The following is a 1,378-nucleotide window of genomic DNA, read 5'->3' on the forward strand; positions in this document are numbered from 1 at the left end:
GCCACGGCGAAATCGCGCGTGCGCAGCGAGCGCATCTGCGCCTCGACGACGCGCGCCACCTCCATCCAGGAGGTCATCGCGATCAGCATCACGATCGAGGGCACCGAGGGCGAGATCAGCGCCGAGATGGCAAGCAACAGGAAGATCGAGGGAAAGCACAGCATCGCATCGACGAAGCGCATCAGCGTGGCCCCGATCACGCCTTCATAGAAGCCGGCGACCATGCCGACGCAGATGCCGATCGCCATGCTGATCACCATCGCGGAGAAGCCGACCGCGAGCGAGATGCGTCCCGCCATCAGCAGGCGCGCGAGGATGTCGCGCCCCAGCGGGTCGGTGCCCAGCACATGCGGGCCGGAGAAGGGCGGGGCAAAGCGCTGGCGAATGTCGATGAAGGTGTCGTTATAGGGCAGCAGCAGCGGCCCGATGATGCAGGCGAGCGTCATCAGGACGATCGCCGTCGCGCCGAAGACCGCGAGCTTGTGGCGGCGGAAACGGCGAAAGCCCGGGCTGTTCCAGAAGCTCGGCGGCGGGGCCAGGCGGGGCTCCGCGGTGCTGATCAGTTCGGAGTTGCTCATCAGCCGTTCCTCGCGATGCGGGGATCGGCAATGCCGTAGAGCAGATCCGCGATCAGGCTGCCGAGCAGGACGAGCACGGCGGTGAACATCAGGATGCCCATCACGACCGGATAGTCGCGATAGCTGATCGAATCGAGGAAGAGCCGGCCCATGCCCGGCCAGGTGAAGACGGTCTCCGTCACCAGCGCCCCGCTGAGCAGGGTGGGCACATGCAGGCCGGTGATGGTGATCATCGGCAGGAGCGCGTTGCGGAAGGCGTGGCGCAGCAGCACGCTGCGTTCGGGCAGGCCCTTGGCGCGGGCGGTCCGGATATAGTCCTGGTTGACGACTTCGAGCATGGAGGAACGCATGTAGCGGCTCCAGACCGCGGTCGAGACCAGGGCCAGCACGATGCAGGGCCCGATCAGATGGTGGATCTGATTGAGAAAGGAGCCGTCGCCGATGGTGTAGCGATTGCCCGAAGGCAGCCAGCCGAGCCCGACCGAGAAGACATAGATCACGACCAGGCCGAACCAGAAGGTCGGGATCGACAGCGCGATCATTGCGCCGATCGTCGCCAGGCTGTCGAACAGCGAATAGCGCTTGATCGCGCCCAGAATGCCGATCCAGGCGCCGAGCAGCATGGCGAGCAGCGTCGAGGTCAGCATCAGCTCCAGCGTCGCCCCGATATGGGAGCCGATGATATGGAGCACCGGCTGCTGGTCGCGATAGGACAGGCCCCAATCGCCGCGCAGCATGCGCCAGAGCCATTCGGCGTACTGGATGGGCAGGGCGCGGTTGAGGCCGAGCTGCTCGGCGAT

The 1,378-nt window shown here is 65.7% G+C and carries 2 protein-coding genes; both read right to left on the reverse strand.

What is annotated here, in order from left to right; translation table 11 throughout:
* A partial coding sequence (locus tag CYD53_RS29745) for an ABC transporter permease (RefSeq protein WP_146056050.1) occupies nucleotides 1–578 on the reverse strand: 578 nt, incomplete at its 3' end.
* A partial coding sequence (locus tag CYD53_RS29750) for an ABC transporter permease (RefSeq protein WP_103721674.1) occupies nucleotides 578–1,378 on the reverse strand: 801 nt, incomplete at its 5' end. The genes CYD53_RS29745 and CYD53_RS29750, both read right to left, overlap by 1 nt.

Source organism: Allobosea psychrotolerans, assembly GCF_002917105.1.
In the GTDB taxonomy this organism is placed as follows: Bacteria; Pseudomonadota; Alphaproteobacteria; order Rhizobiales; family Beijerinckiaceae; genus Allobosea; species Allobosea psychrotolerans.